At 69.8% G+C, this 26,679-nt stretch carries 18 protein-coding genes; 11 read left to right on the plus strand and 7 right to left on the minus strand.

Annotated features, from left to right (window positions below):
• Positions 1-965 (minus strand): LysR family transcriptional regulator (locus ABDW59_RS20195; RefSeq protein ID WP_343632449.1); only part of this gene is annotated, 965 nt, incomplete at its 3' end.
• Positions 966-1,269: 304 nt separating this feature from the next.
• On the opposite strand from ABDW59_RS20195, the gene ABDW59_RS20200 reads away from it, so the two are divergent.
• The gene (locus ABDW59_RS20200; RefSeq protein ID WP_343632451.1) at positions 1,270-1,512 is read left to right on the plus strand and encodes a hypothetical protein; all 243 of its coding nucleotides are present in this window, start codon (positions 1,270-1,272) and stop codon (positions 1,510-1,512) included.
• Between the two features lie 107 nt (positions 1,513-1,619).
• Here ABDW59_RS20200 and ABDW59_RS20205 read toward each other — a convergent pair whose 3' ends face one another.
• On the minus strand, positions 1,620-3,488 hold the full coding sequence (locus tag ABDW59_RS20205) for a phosphoenolpyruvate carboxykinase (GTP) (protein WP_343632453.1): 1,869 nt from the start codon (positions 3,486-3,488) through the stop codon (positions 1,620-1,622).
• 374 nt (positions 3,489-3,862) lie between these two features.
• Here ABDW59_RS20205 and ABDW59_RS20210 point away from each other — a divergent pair, with 374 nt between their 5' ends.
• Both ABDW59_RS20210 and ABDW59_RS20215 read left to right on the plus strand, forming a co-directional pair.
• Positions 3,863-4,432 (plus strand): Panacea domain-containing protein, encoded by a 570-nt coding sequence (locus tag ABDW59_RS20210; protein WP_343632455.1) that lies wholly within the window; start codon positions 3,863-3,865, stop codon positions 4,430-4,432.
• Positions 4,433-4,446: 14 nt separating this feature from the next.
• Positions 4,447-4,896 (plus strand): hypothetical protein, encoded by a 450-nt coding sequence (locus tag ABDW59_RS20215; protein ID WP_343632457.1) that lies wholly within the window; start codon positions 4,447-4,449, stop codon positions 4,894-4,896.
• A 31-nt stretch (positions 4,897-4,927) separates the two neighbouring features.
• Here ABDW59_RS20215 and ABDW59_RS20220 read toward each other — a convergent pair whose 3' ends face one another.
• From ABDW59_RS20220 to ABDW59_RS20230, 3 genes are read right to left on the minus strand one after another with little or no spacing between them, the layout of a single operon-like run.
• Complete coding sequence (locus ABDW59_RS20220; RefSeq protein WP_343632459.1) at positions 4,928-5,887, minus strand: SOS response-associated peptidase family protein; 960 nt, start codon at positions 5,885-5,887, stop codon at positions 4,928-4,930.
• Positions 5,888-5,905: 18 nt separating this feature from the next.
• Positions 5,906-8,428, minus strand: coding sequence for a sensor histidine kinase (locus ABDW59_RS20225; protein ID WP_343632460.1), 2,523 nt, complete (start codon positions 8,426-8,428; stop codon positions 5,906-5,908).
• Entirely contained in the window at positions 8,428-9,285 is an 858-nt protein-coding gene (locus tag ABDW59_RS20230) for a DNA-binding response regulator (protein WP_343632462.1), read from the minus strand. The genes ABDW59_RS20225 and ABDW59_RS20230 overlap by 1 nt, the downstream gene beginning before the upstream one ends.
• Positions 9,286-9,533: 248 nt before the next feature.
• On the opposite strand from ABDW59_RS20230, the gene ABDW59_RS20235 reads away from it, so the two are divergent.
• The 4 genes from ABDW59_RS20235 to ABDW59_RS20250 all read left to right on the plus strand — a co-directional run bounded on the left by ABDW59_RS20235 (position 9,534) and on the right by ABDW59_RS20250 (position 20,522).
• The gene (locus tag ABDW59_RS20235) at positions 9,534-11,261 is read left to right on the plus strand and encodes a ShlB/FhaC/HecB family hemolysin secretion/activation protein (RefSeq protein WP_343632464.1); all 1,728 of its coding nucleotides are present in this window, start codon (positions 9,534-9,536) and stop codon (positions 11,259-11,261) included.
• Between the two features lie 75 nt (positions 11,262-11,336).
• Complete coding sequence (locus ABDW59_RS20240; protein WP_343632466.1) at positions 11,337-18,416, plus strand: YDG domain-containing protein; 7,080 nt, start codon at positions 11,337-11,339, stop codon at positions 18,414-18,416.
• A gap of 236 nt (positions 18,417-18,652) precedes the next feature.
• Positions 18,653-19,969 (plus strand): GAF domain-containing protein, encoded by a 1,317-nt coding sequence (locus tag ABDW59_RS20245; protein WP_343632469.1) that lies wholly within the window; start codon positions 18,653-18,655, stop codon positions 19,967-19,969.
• Positions 19,950-20,522, plus strand: a complete 573-nt coding sequence (locus tag ABDW59_RS20250) for an MOSC domain-containing protein (RefSeq protein WP_343632471.1) — start codon at positions 19,950-19,952, stop codon at positions 20,520-20,522. The genes ABDW59_RS20245 and ABDW59_RS20250 overlap by 20 nt, the downstream gene beginning before the upstream one ends.
• A 174-nt stretch (positions 20,523-20,696) precedes the next feature.
• Here ABDW59_RS20250 and ABDW59_RS20255 read toward each other — a convergent pair whose 3' ends face one another.
• Positions 20,697-21,773, minus strand: a complete 1,077-nt coding sequence (locus ABDW59_RS20255; RefSeq protein ID WP_343632473.1) for an alkene reductase — start codon at positions 21,771-21,773, stop codon at positions 20,697-20,699.
• Positions 21,774-21,993: 220 nt separating this feature from the next.
• Between ABDW59_RS20255 and ABDW59_RS20260 the strand changes: the two genes are divergently transcribed.
• Together ABDW59_RS20260 and rlmJ are read left to right on the plus strand one after the other, a co-directional pair.
• Positions 21,994-23,205 (plus strand): right-handed parallel beta-helix repeat-containing protein, encoded by a 1,212-nt coding sequence (locus tag ABDW59_RS20260; protein ID WP_343632475.1) that lies wholly within the window; start codon positions 21,994-21,996, stop codon positions 23,203-23,205.
• A gap of 28 nt (positions 23,206-23,233) precedes the next feature.
• Positions 23,234-24,088: a 23S rRNA (adenine(2030)-N(6))-methyltransferase RlmJ gene (gene rlmJ, locus ABDW59_RS20265; RefSeq protein WP_343632477.1), complete on the plus strand. Its 855-nt coding sequence runs from the start codon at positions 23,234-23,236 to the stop codon at positions 24,086-24,088.
• 21 nt (positions 24,089-24,109) lie between these two features.
• Here rlmJ and ABDW59_RS20270 read toward each other — a convergent pair whose 3' ends face one another.
• Positions 24,110-24,751, minus strand: coding sequence for an NAD(P)-dependent oxidoreductase (locus tag ABDW59_RS20270; protein ID WP_343632479.1), 642 nt, complete (start codon positions 24,749-24,751; stop codon positions 24,110-24,112).
• Positions 24,752-24,881: 130 nt separating this feature from the next.
• Here ABDW59_RS20270 and ABDW59_RS20275 point away from each other — a divergent pair, with 130 nt between their 5' ends.
• Positions 24,882-25,814 carry a LysR family transcriptional regulator gene (locus ABDW59_RS20275; protein ID WP_343632481.1) on the plus strand — a complete coding sequence of 311 codons (933 nt, stop codon included), beginning with the start codon at positions 24,882-24,884 and terminating at the stop codon, positions 25,812-25,814.
• A gap of 31 nt (positions 25,815-25,845) precedes the next feature.
• Complete coding sequence (locus ABDW59_RS20280) at positions 25,846-26,520, plus strand: CAAX prenyl protease-related protein (protein ID WP_343632482.1); 675 nt, start codon at positions 25,846-25,848, stop codon at positions 26,518-26,520.
• Positions 26,521-26,679: the final 159 nt, after the last annotated feature.

Consider the following 26,679-nt stretch of genomic DNA (forward strand, 5'->3'; position numbering starts at 1 on the left):
CGATTGTCGCTGCTCGCGGCGGCGGGCGCCGTCCCCGACGGCAGCGCCACGGATTCGATCAGCCGCTGGCGCATCCAGCGCTGGGCGCTGCGGTCCTCGTTGCGCAGGTGCCAGAGCACGTCCACATGCACCGGCGAGAGCTGCATCGGCAGCGGCCGGTAGATGAGCGATTCCTGGTAGCCGGTCGCGGTGATGAAGGACTGCGGCAGCACCGTCAGCAGGTCGGTGTGGGCGACCACGCGCCCGGCGGTGAAGAACTGGTTGACCGTCAGCGCGATCCGGCGGCTGCGCTTGAGCGCCGCCAGCGCCTCGTCGACGAAGCCGTAAGGACGGCCGGAGAAGCTCACCAGCAGGTGATGCGCCTGGCAGAAGGCGTCCAGCGTGAGCTCCTGATCCGCCAGCGGATGGCCGCGGCGCATGACGCAGACGTAATAGGAGTCGTACAGCCGCTGCTGATGGATGGAGGCCATGTCGCCCTGCCCCTTCAGCGCGGCGACGGCGGTCGGGAAATAGCCGAGCGCGAAATCCGCCTCCCCCTGCTCCAGCAGCGCGCGCGGATCGCGGGTGGTCAGCGGGAGCACATGCACGTTGGCCAGCGCTCGCATTCTTTCCAACTGCTGCATCAGCGGCGGCAGGATAAGCGCCGCGGTCGCGTCGGCCATGGCCAGGCGGAAGGTGTATTCCTCCGAGGTCGGCAGATAGTCGCCCGGGTCCAGCGCCACCCGCAGCCGCGTCAGCGCCGAGCGCACTTCCGGCCACAGGCCCTCGGCCCGCGAGGTCGGCTTCATCCCGAAGGCTTGGCGTACGAAGAGGTCCTCGCCCAGCGCCTCGCGCAGCCGCTTCAGCGCGTGGCTCACCGCCGGCTGCGTCATCGACAGCCGCTCTGCGGCGCGGGTCATGGAGCGCTCGGCCATGACGGCGTCGAACACCTTGAGCAGGTTCAGATCGAGGTTGCGGAAGCTCATGGCGGGGATTCCGGCTGGCAGTTTTTCACGCGAAAGCGTCGGATCGACATCCGGGAGAGCGCAGCGCCCACTCTCCCGAACACGCTGAATCGACGTCCAAATGCAACAAGGGCGACGATTCACGCGGATCCGGGCTCGCTCACGTGATTCGGATCACGTTCTGGCCGGAATCCGCCCAGAGATATGCACGGCGTTTATACATTGGATGCCCATCTTTCATTGGCGACATGCCTAGGGGAAACCCTATAGTTCGTTCCGTCGGCTCCAGAAGGGCCGCGCAACAAGCCAATCAAAGGAAATCGCCATGAGCGTCGCTACCCAAACCTTCGGTCTTCCCCTGAGCCGCACGGTGCGTCGCGGCGGCACGTTCGCCACGATCGGTGCCCGCGTGTGGGCCCGCACGATCACGAACGTCAAGGCCCGCATCGAGACCGCCAAGATGGCCCGCGCCGAGCGCGAGCTGCTGGCTCTCGCCGCCCAGTACGAAGAGAGCATGCCCTCCTTCGCCGCCGAGCTGCGCGCCGCCAACGCCCGTCGCAACGGCTGAGCCAGCCACTCCCCGCCGGGTGCCGTCTGGCCCGGCAAAAGCAAAGGCCCGCTTTCAGCGGGCTTTGTCTTTTCCGGCTCCCGCGGGAGCCGGCGCCGATCAGGGCATCAGGCCTGGGCCAGTCGGCCTTCGATCTTGGCCTTGGTCGCCGGCAGCTCGGCCGGCAGCTTGTGGGCCAGCTGGACGAAGAGCTCGTCATGCAGCTTCAGCTCGGTCGCCCAGTCCTCGCGAGAGATGTGGGTGACGGTCTGGAACTGCTCCGGCGTGAAAGCCAGGCCTTGCCAGTTCAGGTCCTCATAGCGCGGGCTGGTGCCGAAGGCGTGCTCCGTGCCCTGACCCTGGCCGTCCACGCGCTCCAGCATCCACTTCAGCACGCGCATGTTCTCGCCGTAGCCCGGCCAGACGAACTTGCCGTCGGCGCCCTTGCGGAACCAGTTGACGCAGAAGATCTTGGGCAGCGTGGCGCCGGACTGGCCCAGCTTGGCGCCCAGCGACAGCCAGTGCTGGAAGTACTCCGCCATGTTGTAGCCCATGAAGGGCAGCATCGCGAACGGGTCGCGGCGCACCACGCCCTGCTGGCCGGCGGCGGCGGCGGTGGTCTCGGAGCCCATGGTCGCGGCCATGTAGACACCCTCGACCCAGTCGCGGGCCTCGGTCACCAGCGGCACCGTCGTCGAGCGGCGGCCGCCGAAGATGAAGGCGTCGATCGCCACGCCGGCCGGGTTGTCCCATTCAGCGTCCAGCGCCGGATTGTTGGTCGCGGCGACGGTGAAGCGGGCGTTCGGATGCGCGGCCTTGGCGCCGGTTTCCTTGGCGATGGCCGGCGTCCAGTCCTTGCCTTGCCAGTCGATCAGGTGATCCGGGGCGGCGTCGGTCATGCCTTCCCACCAGACGTCGCCGTCGTCGGTCAGCGCGACGTTGGTGAAGATGACGTCCTTGTCCAGGCTGGCCATGCAGTTCGGGTTGGTCTTGACGTTCGTGCCGGGGGCCACGCCGAAGTAGCCCGCTTCCGGGTTGATCGCGTACAGGCGGCCGTCCTTGCCGGGCTTGATCCAGGCGATGTCGTCGCCGATGGTCGTGACCTTCCAGCCCTCGAAGCCCGCCGGCGGGATCAGCATCGCGAAGTTGGTCTTGCCGCAGGCACTGGGGAAGGCGGCCGCGACGTGGTGCTTCTTGCCTTCGGGCGAGGTCACACCCAGAACCAGCATGTGCTCGGCCAGCCAGCCCTGGTCGCGGCCCATGGTGGAGGCAATGCGCAGCGCGAAGCACTTCTTGCCCAGCAGCGCGTTGCCGCCGTAGCCGGACCCGTAGGACCAGATCTCGCGGGTCTCGGGGTAATGGACGATGTACTTGGTCTTGTTGCAAGGCCACTTGACGTCGGCCTGACCGGCTTCCAGCGGCGCGCCGACGGTGTGGACGCAGGGGACGAACTCGCCATTGTCGCCCAGCGTGTCCAGGACCGCGCGACCCATGCGGGTCATGATGCGCATGTTCACCGCGACGTAGGGGCTGTCGGACAGTTCGACGCCGATGTGCGCGATCGGTGACCCGATCGGGCCCATCGAGAACGGCACCACATACAGCGTGCGGCCGCGCATGGCGCCGCGGAACAGCGCCTTGTCGCCGGTCTGCAGCAGGGCGCGCATCTCGGCGGGCTCCATCCAGTTGTTGGTCGGGCCGGCGTCCGCCTTGTCCTTGCTGCAGATGAAGGTGCGGTCTTCCACGCGGGCGACGTCGCTGGGGTCGCTCCAGGCGAGGTAGCTGCCGGGGCGCTTGGCCGGGTTCAGCTTCTGGAAGGTGCCGGCGTCGACCAGTTGCTGGCAGAGGCGGTCGTACTCGGCCTGGCTGCCGTCGCACCAGTAGACGTCGCGCGCCTCGGTGAGGGCGGCGATCTCGGCGACCCAGGCGACGAGTCGCTGGTGCTTGACGTAGGCGGGCACGTTCAGGCGCAAGCCTTCCATTACGGGCTGGTTCATGGCGAAGTCCAATCTGAGGATATGAAAAGCGGAATTGGGTCAGCTCCGATCCGGAGGCTCCCGCCCTGTGTTTTCAGAGAGGAGTCCGCGGAGCTGACCCAATGCCGCGCGCCATACGGGGTGCCGGGCACCCTCGGTTGTCCAATGTAATCACGCCGTAACTCGTGTGCTCGCCGGGGTTATGCGTTTCTGGAATGGTTTGATGCCTTGCTCCGGCTCCTGTCGAGGCACCCGATGGGCGGCTGGAGTTGCCAGTCCGCACGGGTTGCGAAACGCCTACAAGCGCCACCCTTCCAAGGGCAGACCACCGACGCTGAATCAGCGCGAGTGCGATAATCGCCAGCTGCTTGCTCCCACCCAAGCACCCACCCCTCATGACCAACCGGCATCGACTGATCAACGCGGTTCTGTTCTTCGCGAAGAACACGAAGTACTGCGGCAAGATCAAGCTCTTCAAGCTGCTCTATCTGCTCGACTTTGAGCATTTTCGGCAGACCGGAAAGAGCGTGACCGGCTACGACTATCAAGCTTGGAAGTTCGGCCCCGTGCCCGTCGAGTTGATGGAAGAGTGGGAGCAACTTGATCCTGATCTTGCGCAGGTCGTCCACATCGTGCCGGAACCGGTCATCGACTTCGTGAGGCAGACCGTCAAAGCGAACGAGGGAAGCGAGTTCGACGACACCGAGTTCACCGCGCGCCAGTTGCGCATCATGAATGAGCTGTCCGCCCGATATCGGGACACGAAGTCCGACAAGATGATTGACGTCACCCACGCGCAGAACGGCGCTTGGGACAAGGTCTGGGAAGGCGGCAAGGGCGCTCACAAGCAGATCCCTTACGCACTGGGGATCCCCGACGACGCACCCGACAAGGCGATCCTTCTGGAAGTCGCCAAAGAGCAGGCCATGCGTGACGCGTCACGCGCCTCCGAGCAGTCTTCCTAAGACTCGCCCACCTGATGGCGTTCTTCAAGGCCAACACCTTGTGGTGCGATTCGCGCTACTACCTTGACGACGAGACCGGCGAGTTCAAGCCGAAGTACGTATTGATCCTCGCTGTCGGACTGGGGGCCGAGGATGCGATCTCAGCGGTGCTCACTTCAAGGTCGAACGGACTTCGCGAAGCGCCAGCGTGCGATCCTGGACCGCCGCGTGCGGGCTACTACCTCGGTGTACCTGGCGCCGGACTCGGAAAACCGACCTGGGTGGACTTCAGCAGCGTTTCTGATGAAGACGCCTTCGACTTCAAGAGGAAGATGGCCAGCGGACGCATCACGCAAGAACAGCTCGTATTGCCCACCCAGACGTTCTGTGGCGTCTTGCGGTGCTTAAGCAGATCCGAGGACATCAACAAGCGACAGCACAAGTGGCTTGCAGAGACGCTTGCGACATTGGGGTGTCCGCCCTGATCGCAACGATTGGCAACCCAACGAGATCTCCTCAAGCCGCCATCCGCCACCCATACACCGGCCGCTGCCGGTCATCCAGGATCGCCTGCATCGCGTCCAGATCCCCCTTCGGGGCTAGCCAGGCATCGAGGTGCTCCGGCTTCAGGGGGATGACGCAGCGGTCGTGCCCCGCCGCGGCGATCTCGGGCGGCGGTTCGTCGGTGATGACGGCGAAGGACAGCATCGGCGCCTCGCCCGGCGCTTCCCAGCGCGACCACAGGCAGGCGATCAGCATCTCGTCCATCCCTTCGGGCGAGAACTCCAGCACCGCGTTGGACCCATCCTCCCGGCGCACGTTCTCGAAGAAGGATGAGGCCACCAGCACCCCGTGGCTGACGCCGAACTGCCCTTTCCAGAACCCGCCCAGCGCGTCCCGCCTCGCGTTGTAGGTGCCCGGGTACTTGAGGTCATACGAGGCCGGCTTGCCCGCAGGCCGGCATTGGTAGCGCATGGGCTTGAGGAGCTTCTCCCCCTGCTCCCTCACGATCACCGGCACCTGCCAGCCCGGATAGATGCGCGAGTCCCGCGACTCCGGCTCGGTCCGGCGCAGGTCGGCCAGCCAGGCCAGGCGCTGCGAGGTCTTGTCCTGCGCGATGCGGCGGCTGTCGGCGGCCGTCTTGGTCGGCTTGGCGGCCAGCTTGCGATCCGCCTCCGCGATGCGCTGACGCAGCGTGAAGAGTTCCTGCTCGATCTCCCCGGATCGCTGGGCCTTGTACTCGGCGATGGCCTCGCGGCCGCTGCGCACGAGGTCAGCGCCAGCATCGCCGGCAGCGGCGAGCTCGCCCGCCGCATCGACGCCGTCGAAGAGCGCCTCCAGCGACTTGGGCAGCAACACCCGCTCCCCGCGCGTGCGGGACCAGTAGAGATCGACGTACTCGCTCAGCGGAATGCGCACGCCCAGGCGGCTGCAGAAGGTCTTCCACTCGCGACGGATCTGGGCGCTGTAGCACATCGGGCGATGGTAGGCCCCTCACCTGCTCGCTTCCACCCCCGCACACAAGCGCTTGAGCGCCGGCACCCACAGCTCCTTCGGCGCCGGCTTGGGCAGCATCGCAAGGCCGGCATCGGTCGGCCACTCGCTCGAAGGCACGGACGCGCACATCAGCGTGCGCAGCCGCGGCCAACGCGCCCGCCATGCGTGCCAGTCGTCGATGGACGACAGCGACTCCGGCGAGGTCACGAGCAGCACGCCCGCGCCCAAGTCCAAGCGCTGAGCCGGATCCGCCGCCGTGCTGGAACGCGGCGACGCCCGCCCGACGTCCGTCGCCTTCGTCACGTTCGCCGCCTCCTCCAGCAAGCCCCCCACCTCCTCGACCCGCTCCGCCTCGCTCGCATCGAAGCCGCTCTGCAGCAGGCGCTCCAGCATCACCTCGCGCACCGCTGGGCAGCGGTCCCAGACCACCGCCGACCAGCCCTCGCCCAGCCGTTCCAGGCCGGGTTGCGGCAGCAGCGGCGGCCATTGCACCTCGGCCTCGCCGGCAGCGACCAGCGGCAGCTCCGCGGTGAACCGGCTGCCCCGGCCCGGCACGCTGTGGGCGCCGAGCTCCCCGCCCATCGCCCGCACCGTCTGCCGCGCGATCGCCAAACCCAGTCCCAGCCCCGGCACGCCGCGCCCGGCATGCCCGCGCGTGAACGGATCGAAGATCCGCGCCAGCTCCTCGGCCTCCATGCCCGGCCCCTGGTCGGTCACCGACAGCGCCAGCCAGCCCTCGATCGCGCGCGCGCTGAGTTGGATCTCGCCGGATCGGCTGTACTTCGCCGCGTTGGACAGCAGGTTGAGCAGCACCTGCCGCACCCGGCGCGCATCCAGCTCCACCACCGCCGGCAGCGCCGGATCGACCGTCAGCACCAGGCGATTCGCGCTCGCCAGCATCAGCGCCTGCGACTGCAGCGCCAGCTCGTCCAGCAGCCCGTAGAGATAGACCGGCGCGTTCAGCACCTCGATATCCGCCTCGGCATCGGGCTGACGCGCAAAGCGCTGCAGCTCGTCGATGGTGTCCAGCAGCATCACGCCGCCGTGCTCCAGCGCCAGGCGCGTGGATTCGAATTCCGCCCCCGGCGTCATGCGACGCGTCAGCTGCACCATCGACGCCAGCGGCGCCCGCAGGTCATGCCCGATGTGCCCCAACAACCGCCCCTTGGCCGCGTCGCTGGCCTGCGCGTGCGCGCTGGCCCGGGCCAGTTCGGCGGTGCGCTCCAGCACCGCGGCCTCCAGCGCCTGCGCGTGCTGCAGGCGCTCGCGCTGCAGCATCAGCAGCATGGCCACCAGCACCGCCGCCGCGCCCGCCGTGCCCACCATGGACGGCGCCAGATCCACCCAATCCGCATAGGGCAGGAAGCCCATCAGGCTCAAGTAGCGCGGTGCCATGCCCAGCATCACGCCGACCAGCGCGCACAGCCACACGCCACCCACCGGATCGCCGCGCCGCAGCGCCCGCACGCTGGCGATCAGGCCGATCAGGCTCAGCGACAGATTGGTCGGCCCCGCCATGCGCGTGCCGGTCTGGTAGTCGCCGAAGATGCAGGCCGCCACCGCGACGAAGCTCAGCGCGACCACCACGCCCAGCACGCGATGCAGCACCGGCTGCGTTGAGCGCAGCCGCAGCACCGCCGCCATGGCCAGCAGCTGGAACACCGTCGTCAAGGCGCCCGTCGTGCCCAGCGCGCGCTGCGCCCAGTCGGTCGCGTCCGGCCACAGGCGCTGGAAGGCGGTGCCGCGCATCGCCATCTCGTAGAGCATCGCGCTCGACAGGAAGGCCGCGATCCAGGCGTAGCCGCGGTCCCGCAGCGTCAGCGCCAGGCCGGCCGCCAGCGCAGCCAGCGTCAGCCCGACCGCGGACAGCATGCCGTCGCGCCACACCCGCCACTGCTGCTCCTCGATCAGCGCCTCGGCCACCCACAGCGAGGGCTCCACCGCCAGCGAACTGCGGCTGGCCACGCGCAGACGCAGCTCCCAGACCTCGCCCGGATCGATGCGCATCGGGAAGGCGCTCTCGCGCAGCGCCAGCGCGCGCTGGCCGAAGGGCAGGTCGGTGCCGGCGCGCTCGGCCGTCCAGGGCGTGGCGCTGCCGTCGGGCAGCAGGCGGCGGCGGTAGAGCGCCACCGACTCCGTCCGCGCCGGGTCGACCATCAGGATGTAGCGCGCCGCCGGACCGTCCTGGCGCAGGGTCCAGCGCAGCCAGTAGGCATCGCGGGTGTAGCCCGGCGTCAGCGACGGCCGGTCGGCCGGACGCCAGCCCGGGATCTCGTCCTCGGACGGCGCCGCGCGATCTATCCACAGCTGGCCCTTGTCGACCATCTCGATGCGATTGGTCGACGCGCCATGCAGCGCGATCACCGGGCGCGTCGGCGTGTCGGCCACGACGGCCGGCATGGCGGCGGGGAAGGACAGCGCGGGTGGCTCGCCCGGCGCCGCGTCCGCATCCAAGGCGCAGACCAGCAGGAAGGCCGCCCCGGCCGCCAGCAAGGCGGCCCATCGGCGCAAGCGCGCCATCAGGCGCCCTCGGCGCCGGAGGCCCCGCTGTCCGCGCCTTGGGCGCCCTCCTCGCCCGACTCCTTGTCCCGCGTGCGCGTCGCCGACCGGTAGGCCTGCGGGCTCAGCCCGTGGCGCTCGCGGAAGGCGGTGGCAAAGTTGCCGGCATTGGAATAGCCCACGTGATAGGCCACGTCCGTCACGCTCATGTCGGTGTCGGCCAGCAGTCGTTGACCGGTCCGCACCCGCTCGTCGCTGATGTAACCGGACACCGTCTGCCCCAGCTCCTCGCGGAACAGCGCCAGCAGCCGACGCCCGGTCAGCCCGACCTGCCGACCGATCTGGTTCACCGTCAGCGGCTCGCCCAGGTGGTCACCGATGTAGCGGCGCGCGGCGGCCAGCAGGCGTTGATCTGGGGTGCCGGTGTCCTCGATCGGCTCGGCGGCGCCCTCGTCGTTGGACGCCGCGACCGCGCGCGGCGCGGCCAGCCGCAGGTGCACCCGCACGCGGGCCAGGACTTCCTCCGGATGAAACGGCTTGCTGATGAAGTCCACCGCGCCCTGAGACAGGCCCTCGATCCGCGCGCCGACGTCGCTGTGGGCGCTCAGGAAAAGCAGCGGCATGTCGCGGGTCGCCGGGTCCGACTTGAGCAGCCGGCACAGCGCGAAGCCGTCCATGTCGGGCAGGCCCACGTCCAGCAGGGCCAGGTCAGGTGCCAGGCCTTGCGCCTTCTGCAGGGCCACCCGCCCGCTCTCGGCGAAGGCCAGCCGATACAGCGGATGCAGCAAGGCGGTCAACCAGCGCAGCTCTTCCGGCTGATCGTCCACCAGCAGCAGCAAGGGACGGTGATTCGCAGGGGCGGACGCGGCTCGGGACATGGGCCGGAATTGTCCTTGCCCACCCGCCCGAAGTGGTGCGCGAGCTCAAGTCCGGTGGGCGGGCAGCGTGCAAACCGCCTATCTGAGGGGGAGGATCCCGGGCGGAAAAACTACCGGAATCGGCGATCGGTCCCGGTCCATGTCGCCCGGGTAACGAATCGTCAGAAGTCGGCGGCGATTTGAAAGAACTCCGGATCGCGAGCCCACGGGATAACCGCGGCCTTGCGAAACACAACCGGAGATTGGGAATGAAGTACAGCACGCGGCACACCGCGGCCGGCCTGGGTCTGAGTCTGATGAGCCTGTCGGTGAGCCTGGCCTGGGCGGCCGCGCCCGACGCGGGCCAGCTGCTGAACGAGCAGCGCCGCCTGGCCCCGCCCGCGCAGCGCAGTGACCTGGACGGCCGCCCCGCCGCCAACGCCCCGCTGGCCGACGACGGCCAAGCCGGCCTGCGCGCCCGCATCGACCGCATCCGCTTCACCGGCGCGACCGAGCTGATGCCCGAGGCCGAACTGCAGGCGCTGGTCGCCGACGCCAAGGGCCGCCAGCTCTCCCACAACCAGCTGCAGACCCTGGCCGCCCGCGTCACCGCCGCGCTGCAGAAGCGCGGCTACGTCCTGGCCCGCGCTTACCTGCCCCGGCAAGACCTGACCCTGGGCGAGCTGGAGATCGCCCTGCTCTCCGGCCGTCTGCAGTCGGGTGCCCACCGCGTCACCGTGACCGGCGCCGACGAGCGCCTGGCGCCGCGCCTGAGCGCGATCGCCGACGCCGCCCTGGGCCAGAGCGCCGTGCGCTATGAGCAGCTCGAGCGCGCGCTGCTGCTGATCAACGACGTGCCCGGCGTGCAAGCCCGCGCGACGCTGGAACGCGGCGACCAGCCCGGCACCAGCCGACTGGACGTGCGCACCGACACCGGCCGCGCCTGGGGCCTGGACGCCTCGGCGGACAACTTCAACAACCGCTACACCGGCCAATGGCGCGTGGGCGCGGCGGCCTCGCTGGTCCGCCCGCTCAACCGCGAGGACCTGCTGCAGGCCAGCGTGTCCCGCACCGACGGCAGCCGCCAGGCCGCCCTCGCCTACGGCTTCGGCGTGCATCCCTCGGGCCTGCGCGCGCAGCTCGCGACGACCTGGATGGACTACCGCGTCGGCGAGGACCTCAAGCCGCTGGACCTGCGCGGCAGCGCCCGCACCGTGTCGGCCGGCCTGAGCTATCCGCTGCTGCGCGGCCGCGAGCGCAACCTGTGGGTCTCCACCGAGGCCGAGCAGCGCACCCTGGTCGACGAGGCGCTGGGCCAGACCCTGCGCGATCGCCGCATCAACCGCCTGACGGTCAACGTCTACGGCAACCTGTGGGACTCGACGCTGGGCGGCGCGCAGAACGACTTCGGCCTGTCGGCGACGAACGGCACCGTCACGCTGCGCGAGACCGCGGACCGCATCGCCGACTCGGTGACCGCCCGCACCGCCGGCAGCTACGACAAGCTGACCTGGCGCGTGTCGCGCCTGCAGACCGCCAACGCCCTGCCGGGCTGGGGCCTGTACGTCGGCGGCTACGGCCAGCTGAGCGCACGCAACCTGGACTCGTCCGAGAAGTTCCTGCTGGGCGGCCCCTCGGGCGTGCGCGCCTATCCGGTCGGCGAGGCCGGCGGCGACAACGGCTGGGTCGGCACCGCCGAGCTGCGCCGTGAGCTGCGCATCGGCAACGGCATCGCCGCGCAGCTGATCGGCTTCGTCGATTACGGCCGCGTCGAGCAGCACGAGCGCCTGTGGACCGGCGCGCTGGGCGGCCAGCCGAATTCGTACTCGCTGGGCGGCGCCGGTGTCGGCGCCAACCTGGCCGGCGAGCGCTGGACCCTGCGCGCCAGCTGGGCCCACGCGATCGGCCACAACGACGGCCGCAGCGCCGCGGGCCGCGATGCCGACGGCCGCTCGGACCGTCAGCGCTTCTGGCTGCAGGCCGCTTACCACTATTGATCGGCTCGCGACCGGAGACCTGGCGCGACGCGCCGTCCCGGTCCCTTCTGCCCCTCACCTCAGAGAGAACACATCATGGGATCGTTGAACCACAGCTATCGACTCGTCTGGAACGAGATCTGCGGCGCCTTCGTGGCGGTGCCTGAATTCGCCCGCGGCCGCGGCAAGCGCACCGGCGGCACCGTCCGCCGCGCGATGGCGGCTTCCATCGTCGGCGCCGCCGCGGCGGCCCTGGCCGGCCCGGCCTTCGCGCTGGACCCCGGGGCCTTGCCGACAGGCGCGCAGGTGACAGCCGGTCAGGCGGCGATGTCGCAGCAGGGCTCCCAGCTGCGCATCGACCAGACCACCAACAAGCTGATCGTCAACTGGAACAGCTTCGACATCGGCAGCAATGCCTCGGTGCGCTTCAACCAGACCGGCGCCGACGCCGTGGCGCTGAACCGCGTCACCGGCGGCGCGCCCAGCCAGATCTTCGGCGACCTGTCCGCCAACGGTCAGGTCTGGCTGGTCAACAACAGCGGCGTGGTCTTCGGCAAGGGCGCGACGGTCAACGTCAGCGGCCTGGTGGCCAGCACGCTCAACGTCAGCGACGCCGACTTCCTGGCCGGCCGCGCGCGTTTCACCGGCACCAGCGCGGCACAGGTCCGCAATGAGGGCGCTATCCGCGCCGACGGCGTGGTCGCGCTGCTGGGCGCCTCGGTGGTGAACACCGGCAGCATCAGCGCCGGTCAGGTGGCAATGGCCGCGGGTCAGTCGGTCTCGCTGGACTTCTCCGGCGACGGCCTGTTGCAGGTCCAGGTCGACCAGGCGGCCCTGGATGCCGAGCTGTCGCAGCAAGGCCTGATCCAGGGCGACAAGGTCGTGCTGAGCGCCCCCAGCGCGAGCGCGCTGCGCGCCAGCGTCATCAACATGGACGGCGTGATCGAGGCCAAGGGCCTGAGCGCCCAAGGCGGCCGCATCGTTCTGGACGGCGGCGAGCAGGGCCAGGTCAACATCACCGGCCGGCTGGACGCCACGTCCGCGCAAGGTCAGGGCGGCGACATCCGCGTCACCGGCGGCGACATCACGCTGCGCGGCGCGACCCTGGACGCCAGCGGCGCCACCGGCGGCGGTCAAATCCACGTGGGCGGCGGCTGGCAAGGGAACGACGCCAGCCTGATCAATGCGAAGAGCGTCAGCGTCGACGCCGCGTCCAAGCTCAGCGCCAACGGCACGGTCAATGGGAACGGCGGCGAAGTGGTGGCCTGGTCGGACGGCCAGACCCAGTTCGCCGGGCGCGTCGAGGCGCGCGGCGGCGACCAGGGCGGCAACGGCGGCCGCATGGAAGTCTCCGGCAAGGAGCAGCTGAACTACAGCGGCGTGGCCGACGGCCGTGCGGCCAAGGGCAACACCGGCGACCTGCTGCTGGACCCGGCCACGCTGGAGGTGCGCGGCGGCGGATCCGGCACCGGCGCGATCAACGGCTCGGTGGTCTATGAGAAGGACCTGGAGTCGCAGCTCGCCAACATCATCCTGGAAGCCACCACCGACGTGACCTTCAAGGACCTGAAGGCCACCGGCAGCACCGATGGCATCCTGGATCTGAAGGACGGCGTCAGCCTGACCGTGGTCGCCGGACGCGGCGGTCAACGGGGATCGGACCCGCGCGACAAGATCGGCGTGATCCGCTTCGAGCAGAAGACCGACACCATCCGCGTCAACGGCAATGCGGGCATCCTGCTGATCGCTTCGAACTGGAACTCGAGCGGCTCGGACCTGATCAACGGCGCAAGCGCGTCCGTCATCAACGTGCCCCACCTCGTGGCCACCGGCACGGGCAGCAATCCTTCCGGCGCGCTGCCCACCTACGACCTCACTACCGCCACCCCCGGTGCGGTGCAGCGCGGCACGATCACCGTGTTCGGCGCCAACGGCATCACCATCGGCGGCAGCGTCACCACGCAAGGCGGGTACGTGCGGCTGTGGGCGGACGCGGACTCCGGCACCGGCGGCTCCTTCACGCTGAACGCGCCCATCACGTCCAACGGCGGCAACGTCTATCTGGCGTCCGGCTCCGGCGGCATCACCATGAACGGCGCCATCAACGTGGGCACCGGTCGTCTGTTCTTTGATCGAGAGACCGGCACCTACCCGGGCGGCACCGGCCCGAACGGTCCCAAGACCCTGGCCGGCCAGATCAACGCCACCGGCGACATCGACATCAACACCGCCTTCACCATGAAGGGCGGCGCCAGCATCTACACCGACGGCACGATCCGCTTCGGCGCGGTGAACCTGAACCTGGACACCGGGACCGGTGTGCTGACGCTGCGCGCGGACAAGGTGGACTGGGGCTCGGCCACGCTGAGCAACCTCAGCACCGCCTCGCTGCGCCTGGAGCCGGCCAATGCCGCGACCAACATGGTGCTGGGCGACGCCAACGGCTTCGCGTCGGCGGCCACGCTGGCCAAGCTCCCTGGCATCAAGAACCTGACCATCGGTCGCGCCGACGGCACCGGCACGATCAGCGTGGCCAGCAACTTCTCGTTCAATGCATCGGGCAGCTTCGAGCTGGTCGATCGCAACATCGACATCTCCGCGGGCACGCTGACCAACACCACCGGCAACGTCACGCTGACCGGCGACAACGTCTCGCTGTCCAAGGCGGTCACCGCCAACGGCGGCAACGGCAAGGTCACGATCCGCCAGATGACGGCCGGCAACGAGCTGCACCTGGGCGGCGGGCTGAGCAGCGCCTCGATCGGCCAGGTCAACGCGGCCTCGCTGGAGATTGGCCGCGTCGACGGCGGCGATCTGGTCTTCGACAGCGACATCACCACCAACGCCACGACCGTCCACCTCAAGAGCGGCGGCAAGGTCATCGGCGTGGACGGCGGCGTGGCCGCGGCCAACCTGGCCGTGACCGCCGGCGGCGGCGCGACGCTGACCGACGACACCTTCAACTTCGGCAAGTTGGCACTGGACACCGGCGGCACGACGCTGATCCGCCAACCGGCCGCCGGCGGCTTCGCGACCGGCACGGTCGACTCGCTGAGCGGCCTGACGCTGCGCAACGGCGCGGACGTGACGCTGGACTCGGGCATCGGCGCGCTGATGCTGGGCGGTCCGGTGAACTTCACCGGCACGGCCGCCAAGCTGACGCTGAAGGCCCCGACCTGGATCACCACCGGCAGCCCGGCGAGCAGCAACGGCTCGCTGGCGACGGTGGTGTTCCAGGCCGCCGGCTCGGCCGCGCAGACCACGGTCGGCGGCACCTCGGCCGACATCACGAACAACATGCTGTCCGTCTTCAACGGCGTGAACACGCTTCGCGTGGATGCCTCGGACCGCGCGCTGAACGTGACCGGCACGGTCGCCGTGAACGTCGGTGGCCGACTGGAGCTGCTGGGCAACACCTGGAACCAGGCTGGCAGCATCGGCGTCACCACCGGCGGTCTGCTGGTGCGCGCCGGCGCAGGCGGCATCAACGTCGCTCAGTCGATGACGGCCACCGGCACGGTCTCGCTGGACGACCGTAGCGGCGCGGGCATCAGCGGCAACGCGGCCATCACCGCCAACGCCCTGGCGCTGCGCAGCAGCGGCACTGCGGCGCTGAATGCGAACCAGCACATCAACCAGCTGGCGGCGGACGTGGGCTCGCTGACGCTGGTCGCGGACCGCGCGCTGACCGTCGGCACCGTGGACGGGCTGTCCGGCGTGCATACCGGCGGCACCGTGCAGCTGGCCGCCATCGGCGCGAGCTCCGACCTGACCCTGCAACAAGCCGTCACCGCCGACAACGTCGGCGGCGCGGCGCGCGGTACGGTGCTGGTCGCCGGTCGCAACTTCATCAACCAGGCAGGTGCGACGGCGCTGCAGGTCGGCAACAACGGCGCCTGGCAGGTCTACTCCACCTCGCCGCTGAACGACACCCGCGGCGGTCTGGGCGCTGACTTCAAGCAGTACGACGCGGGCTACGGCAGCGCCGTGCTGGGCACCGGCAACGGCTTCCTGTACACGGTCGCGCCGACCTTGAATCTGACGCTGACGGGTCCGGTGACCAAGGTCTATGACGGCAACGCCACGGCGACGGTGGACACGAGCGCGCTGCAAGCCAGCGGCGCAATCGACGGCGACGTCGTGCACCTGGGCGTCGGCGCGGGCGGCAGCGCAAGCTACGACAACAAAAACGTCGGCACCGGCAAGACGGTGAGCCTCAGCGGCGTGGTGATCAACGACGCAGCCAACGGCGGCACGGCGGTCTACGGCTACCGCCTGGCCTCGACGACCGCGAGCGCAGCAGTCGGCGTGGTCACGCCCAAGACGGTGACGGCGGTCGGCTCGGTGCAGGACAAGGTCTACGACGGCACGACCTCGGCGCAGCTCAACGGCGGCGGCTTCACCGGACTGGTGAGCGGCGACGACGCGGCGCTGTCGGGCTCGGTGCATTTCGTGGACAAGAACGCCGGCACCGCCAAGGCGGTCGATGTGACGGGTCTGTCGCTGACGGGTTCGGACGCGGCCAACTACGTGCTGGACACCGGCGCCGGCGCGACGGCGGCGATCACGCCGAAGGGTCTGGGCATCGGCTCGGTCGTCGTCAGCGACAAGGTCTACGACGGCACGCGTGGCGCGTCGGTCACGACCTCCGGTACCACCGGCATCGTGGCGGGCGACGACCTGGGCGTCTCGGCTTCGGGTCAGTTCGCCGACAAGAATGCCGGCAACGGCAAGTCGGTCGACGTCCAGCTCTCGCTGAGCGGCGCGGATGCGGGCAACTACACGATCGCGAACCCGACCGGCACCACGGCCTCGATCACGCCGAAGGCCCTGGGCATCGGCTCGGTGGTCGTCAGCGACAAGGTCTATGACGGCACGCGCGGCGCGTCGGTCACCACGTCCGGCACCACCGGCATCGTGGCGGGCGACCACCTGGGCGTCTCGGCTTCGGGTCAGTTCGCCGACAAGAATGCCGGCAACGGCAAGTCGGTCGACGTCCAGCTGGCGCTGAGCGGCGCTGACGCAGGCAACTACACGATCGCGAACCCGACGGGTCAGACTGCCTCGATCACGCCGAAGGCCCTGGGCATCGGTTCGGTCACGGTCGGCGACAAGGTCTATGACGGCACGCGCGGCGCGTCGGTCACCACGTCCGGCACCACGGGCATCGTGGCGGGCGACGACCTGGGCGTCTCGGCTTCGGGTCAGTTCGCCGACAAGAATGCCGGCAACGGCAAGTCCGTCGATGTTCAGCTTTCGCTGAGCGGCGCGGACGCAGGCAACTACACGATCGCGAACCCGACGGGTCAGACCGCCTCGATCACGCCGAAGGCCCTGGGCATCGGCTCGGTCACCGTCGGCGACAAGGTCTACGACGGCACGCGCGGCGCGTCGGTCACCACGTCCGGCACCACCGGCATCGTGGCGGGCGACGACCTGGGCGTCTCGGCTTCGGGTCAGTTCGCCGACAAGAATGCCGGCAAGGACAAGGCGGTCGACGTGCAGCTGGCGCTGAAGGGAGCCGACGCGGGCAACTACACGATCGCCAACCCGACCGGCAAGACGGCCTCGATCACGCCGAAGACGGTGGACGTGAACGCGATCACCGTGGCCGGCAAGGTCTATGACGGTACGCGCGACGCATCGGTCACCACGGGCGGCGCCGTCGGCGCCGTCGCGGGCGATGACCTGATCGTGGCGGCCTCGGGCCAGTACAGCGACAAGAACGCCGGCACCGGCAAGGCGGTCGATGTGAAGCTGGGCCTGACCGGCGCGGATGCGGGCAACTATCAGCTGGCCACCGGCTCCAAGCAGTCGACCGGCGACATCACCGCCCGCACGATTCAGGCGCCGACGGTGTCCGTCGTGGGCGCGACCTTCAACGGCGGCACCTCGGCGACCGTCGTCACCGGGGCGCCGCAAGGCGTGCTGGCCGGCGATCAGGTCAGCGTGAAGGGCAGCGGCAACTTCGATTCGCCTTACGTCGGCAACGGCAAGACGGTGAACGTGCAGCTGCAGCTGCAAGGCGCGGACGCGGGCAACTACAAGCTCGACACCACGCAGGTGACGTCGACCGGCGCGGTGACCCCGCTGGTCACGCCGCCGGCGGTCGACGGCCTGGTCAGTCTGCCGGTGGGCGGCAACGGCACCCAAGGCGGTGACGGCAACAGCGGCTCCAAGACCGCCAACGTGCCCACCGGCAACGGCGGCAACGGCGGCGGCGCGGGCAGCACCGTGGCCTCGGTCGCGGCGGGCCCGTCGGGCAACACCGGCGGCACGGTCGCCCTGGGCGACCTGGGCACCGGTTCCGGCAACGGCAACGGCGCGAACGCCGGCACGGGCAGCATCGGTGGCAATGGCACCGGTCTGGCCGGTAACGGCAACGGCACGAGTGGCAACGCGAACGGCACGGGCACGGGCGCTGGCAACGGCGCCAACAGCAGTGGCAGCGGCAATCGCTCCGCTGGCAATGGCTCCCCTGGCAATGGCGTCGGCGGCCTGGACGGCAATGGCTCCGCCAACGGCGCGAGCAACGGGGCCAATGGCGCCAACGGCAGCGGCCCGTCCAACGGATCGGGCAACGGGGGCAACACCGGCGCGAACGGCGGCAATACCGCTGGCAACGGCAATGCCAACACCGCGGGCGGCGACGCCAACGGTGCGGGCAACGGCAACGGCAACGGCAATGGCAATGGCGCCGGCCAAGGCAACACCGGCGTCGCGCTGGCCAGCCTGAGCCTGGAGCAGACGCTGAGCGGCAACGGACAGGTCAGCCTGGCGGTCGACGCCCCGGCCTACGACCAGGCGCGTCAGAGCCAGCTCCCGGTCTACGCCGACAGGGGCGAGCCGGTGCTGCAGCCGCTGGGCATGTTCCGCGTCGACGACCTGGGCGACAGCCTGGCGCTCAAGCCGCTGCAACAGCCGGTCCCGGCCACCGACCGCACGTCCACCGGCGTCACCCGCCAGGTGCGCGCCTCGGTGGCGCTGGACGGCGGCCGCTCGACGACGCTGGACGTCGTGCTGATGGCCGACGGCACGCTGCGGGTGCAAGCCCCTGACGCCGCCGCAGCGCTGAGCGACGACCTGGTCGCCGCGCTCGCCCTGAGCGCGCTCAAGCAGCAGACCGGCGTGGCGCCCACCAGCGTCCGCGCGGTGATGCTGCGTCGCGGCGGCTGATCCCGGCCACGCTCCCGACGATCCCCTGACGGGGATCCCCCGACGCCGCGGCGTGCCCCACGCGCCGCGGCGTCGTCATGTCCGGGATCCGCTCCTCTGTTCAGAGGACGCACCACGCCTCCCCACCGCCTCGGGGATCGGACCGCGTGCGAATTGCGCCTATGCTCGGCCCCTGTGCCCGGGCAAGCCCGCCGGGCTCCGAGTCCGTCCACCTCGCTGCCCGCCCCCCGCCTTCCATGTCCGCTCCGACCGGCCCGTCCATCCGCGTCCGTCTGCTGCTCGTGCTCGGGCTGGTGCTCGCGCTGGTCACCGCGTCGGCCTTGCTGGGCTGGTGGCAGTCGCGCCAGGCCGCGCGCATCGCGCAGTCGCTCTACGACGACCGCCTCGTGCCCGTCGACCAGCTGCGCGAGATTGAGCAGGTCCTCGGCGCGCAGCAGTTGGGCTCGCTGCTGATCTCGATGGCGCAGGAGCCAGACACCGCCCGCATGAGCGACGGTGCCCGACGCGTCATCGACGGCACGCGCCAAGCCTGGAGCCGCTATCTCACCACCCGCATGACGCCGCCGGAACAGGCGCTCATTGCCCGGCTGCAACCGCAGCTCGATCAGATGTGGGCCGCACTGGCCCAGACCGGCGGCCCGACCCCCGATTTGCTGCGCGAGCTCAACCAGCGCCGTCTCACGGTGATGCGCCTGCTCGACGAGCTCATCGCCTTCCAGCTCAGCCAGGCCCGCATCGACACCGAGCGCGCGCAGGAGACCACCACCGACGCGGCACGCCTGGGCCTGCTGCTGGTGCTGCTGTCCGCCGTCGTGTGCGGCGTGCTGATCTGTCTGGTCTGGTCCCGCTACGACGAGGAACGCCGCGCCGGCGACGCCTCGCGGCTGCGGCTGCAGCAGCTCTACATCGCGCTGTCCAAGACGAATCAGCTGATCATCCGGCGTGAGGCACAGGCGCTGACCGACGCCCGGGCCGAGCAGCACCTGTTCGAGGACATCTGCCGCATCTGCGTGGAGACCGGCCATGCGCGCTTCGCGTCCATCGTGCTGGTGGACGGCGACGAGTTCGAACGGGTCGCGGAATCCGGCGCCGCCGACCGATTGATCCCCGGCGCGCCGCGGCGCTGGCCGCGCGAGTCGCCGTTCGCGCGGGCCTCGATGGCGACGCGCGCCGTCATCGGCGGGGTGCATCAGGTCAGCAACCGCGCGCCGCAGGATCCGACGCTGGTCGTCCCCGGCGCGCCGGTGATTCCACCGGGCGTGGAATCGATGGCGGCCTTCCCGCTGCGCCGTTGCGGCGAGATCGTCGGCGCGCTCAGCGTGCTGGCGGGCGAGCCGGATTTCTTCGATCCGCAGGTGCTGGGGCTGATGGACGAGATGGCGGGCGACCTGTCCTTCGCGCTGGAGACGCTGCAGCGCGAGCGCGATCAGGCCATCGCGCTGGCCGACGCGCGCGAGGCGCTGCGGCATTACCGGAGCGATTCGCAGATCACCGCGCCGGCGAGCTTCCGCTCGACTGCGGGAGAATCGCCCGATGCAAGTCCTGAGCCTTAACACCGCCCGCGCCGAGCCGATGCTGATCGGCGGCCGCGAAGTCCTGACCGGCATCCGCAAGCGTCCCGCTTCGGGCGCGCTGGCCGTCAAGCCGCTCGGCATCGAGGGCGACGAGCAAGCGGACCTGAGCGTGCACGGCGGGCTGTCCAAGGCGGTCTACGCCTATCCCAGCGAGCATTACGAGTTCTGGCGCACGGTGCGCGCGCAGGCGCAGGTGGCGGGCTGGGAGGAGCCGCTGGCCTGGGGCGCGATGGGCGAGAACCTCAGCCTGAGCGGGTTGCTGGAGGGCGACGCCTACATCGGCGACGTGCTGGTCTTCCCCGACTGCGAGCTCGCGATCAGCGAGCCGCGCTACCCGTGCTTCAAGTTCAACGGGGCGATGGGCTTCAACAAGGCGGTGAAGATGATGTCGCAGAGCGGCTGGTGCGGGTTCTATCTGGCGGTGAGGCAGCCCGGCAGCATCGCCGCCGGGCAGTCCTTCACCGTGCGACCCGGGCCGCGCGAGGTCTCCGTGGCGGAGATCTTCCGCTCGAAGATGAAGGGCAAGGACTGACCCTGGCGGCGGCCATCGGCGGTCGCGTACTGCCACGCTCCCACCCTCTCCCCCGCCCTCTCCCGCCCTGCGGGAGAGGGAGCGAACAAGGACCGCGCGCCGCGATTGACAGCGCACTGTGCGGCTCCCTCGCCCGCTTGCGGGAGAGGGCTGGGGAGAGGGTCTTCGACGCGCTCAGTCCGCCAGCGCCGGATAGTCCGTGTATCCCTCGGCGCCGCCGCCATACATCGTGGCCGAATGGGCCTTCTGCAGCGGCGCATTGAGCTTGAGCCGGCGCACCAGATCCGGATTCGAGATGAAGCTGCGCCCAAAGGCCACCGCATCCGCATGGCCCTTGGCGACGGCGTCGATCGCCATCTCGCGGGTGTAGCCGTTGTTGGCGATGTACACGCCCTTGAAGCGCTCGCGCAGCGCGTCATAGTCGAAGGGCGCGATGTCGCGCGGACCGCCGGTCTGGCCTTCGATGACATGCAGGAAGGCCAGCTGCAGCGGCGCCAGCTGCTCGACGACGTAGTTGAACAGCGCTTGCGCATCGCTGTCCTGCCCGGCGTCGTTCACCGGCGTGACCGGCGACAGGCGCAGGCCGGTGCGGTCCGCGCCGATGCCGTCGGCGATGGCCTTCATCACTTCCAGCAGCAAACGCGCGCGGTTCTGGATGGAGCCGCCATAGGCGTCCTTGCGATCGTTGATGCTGTCGCGCAGGAACTGGTCCAGCAGATAGCCGTTGGCGCCGTGCACCTCGACCGCGTCGAAGCCCGCCGCCATCGCTGACTTCGCCGCGTGCACGTAGGACTGGACGATGCCGGGCAGCTCTTCGAGCGTCAGCGCGCGCGGCGCGGCCACGTCGACAAAGCCGGCCTGGGTGAAGGTCTTGCTGTTGGCTTGCCGGTCGGTGGACGACAGCGGCTTGCCGCCGTCGGGCTGGAAGTCCGCATGCGAGATGCGGCCCACATGCCACAGCTGCACCGCGATCTTGCCGCCGGCTTCATGGACCGCGTCGGTGACCTGCTTCCAGGCGGCGGTCTGCTCGGGCGAGTAGATCCCCGGGGTGTCGAGGTAGCCCTGACCCTCGGGGGCGATCTGGGCGCCTTCGCTGATGATGAGACCGGCGCTGGCGCGCTGGCGGTAGTACTCGACGGCCAGCGGGCCGGGCACGAGACCGACGGAGCGGTTGCGCGTCAGCGGAGCCATCACGATGCGGTTGGCCAGCGACACGGCGCCGACTTGCAAGGGGTCGAAGAGACTGGGCATGTTTGGTTCAGGAATGCGGTGTTGAGGGGAGGCGCCGGCCCGCGCGGGCGGACCGGGCCGGAAGTCATGGCGCGCAGCTTAGCGAGATGCCCCGCCCGCCGCTGCGCGTAGGCGACAGCCCGGACGCCGGCTGGGGCCTTGGCCGGGCGTCACCGGCGCGACCGGCCGCATGGCTACACTCGCCCGGCCCCGCGCTCAGCGACTTCCCGGGAGTTTTCAGATGTCCGGTACCGTGCCCGATCGGGTCCTCCCCTCGCCTCATGACGACCCGGCATCACGCCGACGCCGTCTGCTGCTCGCCGGCGCCGGGCTCTCTCTGACGCCCTGGATGCCGGCGGCGCTCGCGCAAGGCGGGTCCAGGCCCGTGCTGAAGGTCGGCCGGGACCATCCGGTGAAGACGCTGGCCGCCGCCGCCGCGCAGGCCAAGCCCGGCATGACCCTCGAGATCCAGGCCGGCGAGTACCCGGGCGATGTCGCCGTCTGGACCCAGGACGACCTGACGTTGAAGGCCGTCGGCGGCCGGGTGCGCATCCCCGCCAACGGCGCGCATGCGCAGGGCAAGGGCATCTTCGTCACCAGCGGCAAGCGCATGACCATCGAAGGTCTGGACTTCATCGGCGCCAAGGTGCCCGACCGCAACGGCGCGGGTGTGCGGCTGGAGCGGGGCTCTCTGACGCTGCGCGACTGCCGCTTCCAGGACAACGAGAACGGCCTGCTGGCCGCCAACGACGGCAGCATCGAGCTGCTCATCGAGTCCTGCGATTTCGGCGCGATCGCGCCGGGCGACGGCCACACGCACAACTGCTACGTCGGCGCGATCGCGAAGTTGACCGTGCTGGGCAGCTACTTCCACCACGGCTCCAGCGGCCACCTGCTGAAGACGCGGGCGGCGGTGAACCACATCTTCTACAACCGCCTCACCGACGAGACCGGCCGCGCGAGCTTCGAGCTGGAGTTCCCCATCGGCGGTCTGGCGCTGGTGATGGGCAACGTGATCCAGCAGAGCCCGACGACGGAGAACTTCCATCTGATCGGCTACGCGGGCGAGGGGCTCTCGCATCCGCGCAACGAGCTGCACCTGATCAACAACACGCTGGTGGACCGGCGGCCGCAGGGCGGCGTCTATCTGCGCATGGGGCGTCCGGCGCAGGCGCTGCGGCTGATCAACAACCTGCTGCACGGGAAGCAGGAGCTGCCGGCCGGTCCCGACCGCGAGCAGCACCACAACTACTTCGTCGGACTGGACGCCTTCGTCGACGCGGACCGCTACGACTTCCGGCTGCGACCGGGCTCGCCGCTGATCGGCCGGGCGGTGGATCCGGGCGCGGTGGACGGGCAGTCGCTGCGGCCGGCGATGCAGTACCAACACCCCTGCGGGCTCAAGGAAGTGCCGGCGGGGACGGCGTACTCGCCGGGCGCGTTTCAGGTGTGAGCGGCCTTGGGCAGGTACAGTCCCGCCCATGCTCGCTTACCGACACGCTTTCCACGCCGGCAACCACGCCGACGTGCTCAAACACCTGGTGCTGGCCGAGGTCCTCCGCTACATGGGCGAGAAGGACAAGGCCTACACCGTGGTGGACACCCATGCCGGCGCTGGCGGCTACGCCCTGGACGGCCGCTACGCCCAGAAGAACGCCGAGCACGCCGGCGGCATCGCCTCGCTCTACGGCCGCACCGACCTGCCCGAGCCGCTCCAGCAATACGTCCAGCTGGTGCACGACTTCAACCCGGGCAAGAAGCTCGAGCAATACCCCGGCTCCCCCGCCATCGCGCGCTTCCTGATGCGCGACCAGGACCGCCTGCGCTGCTACGAGCTGCACCCCACCGACCATCGCATCCTCGCCAGCTATCTGGAGGACCGGCCCCAGACGCAGGTGCTGATGCAGGACGGCTTCGCCTCGCTCAAGGCCGAGCTGCCGCCGCCCTCGCGCCGCGGCGTGGTGCTGATCGACCCGCCCTATGAGATCAAGGCCGACTACGGCAAGGTCGTCGCCGCGCTGCGCGAAGGCCTGCAACGCTTCGCCGACGGCACGATCGCGATCTGGTATCCGCAGCTGCAGACGGTGGAATCGGCCCAGCTGGTGCAGCGGCTCAAGTCCGCTTCGGAGCCCGTCGCCAAGAAGGGCTGGCTGCATGTGCGGCTGACCGTGGCGCAGGCCGATGAGCGCGGCTTCGGGATGATGGGCAGCGGCATGTTCGTCGTGAACCCGCCCTTCACGCTGCACGACAAGCTGGCCGAGTGCCTGCCCACGCTGGTCGACGCCCTGGGCCAGTACGACGACGCCAACTACCTGCTGGAACAGCAGAGCGCTTGAGCCAAGCCGGCCGCCGATCCATCAATAGCCGACCGTGAAACGGCGGCGGATGTGCTGCGGGCGTTCCAGCTCGTCGACGATGGCGACGGCCAGGTCGGCGGTCGACACATGGGCCGGGCCGTTGGCATCCATCACCGGCGTGTCCAGGCTGACGCGGTAGCTGCCGCGGCGCTCGCCCGGCTCCAGGTGCACGGCCGGCGACAGGAAGGTCCAGTCCAGCGAGCTCTCCAGGCGGATCAGGTTCAGCGCCTCGCGCGCGGCCAGCGCGCCCTGCTTCCATTGCTCCGGGAATTCCGGCGTGTCGACGATCTGCAGGCCGGGCGCGGCGTACAGGCTGCCGGCGCCGCCGACCACCAGCAGGCGCTTCACCTCGGCGCGCTTCACGCCGTCATAGATGGCGCGGGTGCCGTCCAGGAACTCGGTGTGGATGTCCGCCACCGACCAGCCCGGGTTGTAGGCGCTGACCACGGCGTCCGTGCCCTTCACCGCGGCGGCGACCTGGTCCGCCTGCTTGGCATCGGCCTTCACCACGGTCAGGCCGGCGCGGGCTTCCAGCTTGGACGGATCGCGCGCCAGGGCGACGACCTCATGACCGCGGGACAGCAGTTCCTTCAGCACGGCGCTGCCGACGAATCCGGTGGGGCCGATCAGGGCGACTTTCATGAGAGTTCCTTTCAAGGAGAGATGAGGAGGAGACGGGTTCAACAATGGGGTGAACTGTAGAAACTTCACAATCTCCGCAGAAGTCCTCAGAATCGGCTTTCATTCTTTAGCTGATCTACACAATCAAGCGATGCTGGACCAATTGCGGCGGATGGCGGTGCTGGCGACCGTCGTGGAACAGGGCAGCCTGGTGGCGGCGGCGCGGCAGCTGCAGACGACGACCTCGGCGGTGAGCCAGCAGCTGCGGGCGCTGGAGCGCGACATGGGCGTGACGCTGCTGCACCGCTCGACGCGCCGCATCAGCCTGACGCCGGCGGGCGAGCGCTTCGTCCAGGGCTGCCAAGCGATGCTGGCCGCGGCGCGCGAGGCGCAAACCCAGCTCCACCACCTGCGCGACGCACCCGAGGGGGAGCTGCGCATCAGCGCGCCGGTGGGCTCGGCGCGGCAGATCGGGCCAGCGCTGGCGCCGCTGCTGTCGGCCCATCCCGCGATGAGCCTGCATCTGGAGGTCGACGACGGCTTCACCGACCTGGTGGCCAAGCGCATCGACCTGGCGGTGCGATTCGGCCGGCTGCCCGACAGCAGCTGGGTCGCGCAGCGCATCGGCGTCAAGTCCGTCGGCCTGTATGCGGCGCCCGCTTACCTAGCGCGGCGCGGCGTGCCGACGTCAATGGAGGAGCTGACCCGGCACGACTGGCTGGCTTTGCGCTCGGACGCCAACGCGCCCAAGCCGCTGCCGCTGCGCGGCCCCGACGGCCGCGAGGAGCTGCTGCGGGTGACGCCGCGCGCCAGCAGCAACAACCAGCTCAGCCTGCAGCAGCTGTGCGAGGCGGGCATGGGGCTGGCGATGCTCAGCCCGGAGGACGTGGACGAGGCGCAGGGCCAAGGGCGGCTGCTGCCGCTGCTGCCGGGCTGGTCGCTGCCGGTGCTCCCCGTGCACGTCATGACGCCGCAGCGCGACGCGCAGCCGGCCAAGGTCCGTCATGCGATCGACGCGCTGCGCCACGCGTTCGCGGACAAGGTTCCGACAAATCGCGCCGAGGGTCAGGCCTTGTCCGCATGATCGATTCACGGGCCGCCGGTACATTCGCCGGATGCCGTTGAGTCAAGCCGCCTGGGCCCGCATCGTCCCGTTCGCCCTCTTCATGCTGCTGCTCGCGCTGCGGGGCGCGGTGCCGGAGCCCAACGACTGGGGCGTGGACGCGCGCTGGCTCTACGGGCTGAATCTGGTGGTGGTCGGCGGCGCGCTGGCTTGGTACTGGCGCGGTTACGGGGAGCTCGCCCGGCAGAACCACCCGAGCTTGGGCGAGGCGGGTCTGAGCGTCGTCGTGGGGCTGGTGGTCTTTGGCTTGTGGATCTCGCTGGACGCGCCCTGGATGCAGCTGGGCGAGCCCACCGCCGCCTTCGTTCCGATGACCGCGGACGGCCGCCCGGACTGGGCGCTGATCGTGATCCGCTGGCTGGGCGCGGCGCTGCTGGTGCCGGTGATGGAGGAGCTGTTCTGGCGCAGCTTCCTGATGCGCTGGATCGCGAGCCCGCAGTTCGAGACGGTCGACCCGCGCGCGGCGGGCCTGCGGGCGCTGGTGATCTCGACCTTCGTCTTCATGCTCGCGCACACGCTGTGGCTGGCGGCCATCGTGGCCGGCGCGGCCTACGCGTATCTCTACCAGCGCACCGGCAAGCTGTGGACGGCCGTCATCGCGCATGCGGTGACGAACGGGGCGCTGGGGATCTGGGTGGTCTATTCGGGTCGGTGGGAGTTCTGGTGACCAAAAAGTAGGTCAGAGACTCGAAGGCGACCATGGCCGATGCTGCTTCCTTTCATGCCAGGAGCAAGACGTGAGCAGAGATTCCGAGATCGTGGAGGCTGAATGGTTTCGCCTTGCCGAAGAGCGGGAAGACAGGCTTGCAGCTGGCCTAGCTCACGA

Source organism: Roseateles sp. (assembly GCF_039595295.1).
GTDB lineage: Bacteria > Pseudomonadota > Gammaproteobacteria > Burkholderiales > Burkholderiaceae_C > Roseateles.